The following is a 278-nucleotide window of genomic DNA, read 5'->3' on the forward strand; positions in this document are numbered from 1 at the left end:
ACGACCAGCCCGGACACTTCGACGGAGTCCGCGTTCTCGGGGTCGATGAGCACAAGTGGAAGCACGTGCGCGGCGACGGTTCCTCTTCGTTCGTCACCGTCCTGGTCGACTTGACCCCGGTCGTGGACGGCACGGGCCCGTCGCGCCTGCTGGACATGGTCCCGGGCCGTTCGGCGAAGGTCCTGACCGAGTGGCTGGACGCCCGTGATCAGGTGTTTCGAGGCCGGGTCAAGGTTGTCACGATGGATGGGTTCGCCGGCTACCACACCGCCGCCGCC

Annotated in this window: 1 protein-coding gene; it reads left to right on the forward strand. The window is 67.6% G+C overall.

Annotated elements, in window-relative coordinates:
• The coding region (locus KHA85_RS17675) for a transposase (protein WP_213186775.1) at window positions 1-278 on the forward strand (278 nt) is incomplete at both ends.

This window comes from Dietzia massiliensis, from assembly GCF_018390595.1.
Lineage (GTDB): Bacteria > Actinomycetota > Actinomycetes > Mycobacteriales > Mycobacteriaceae > Dietzia > Dietzia massiliensis.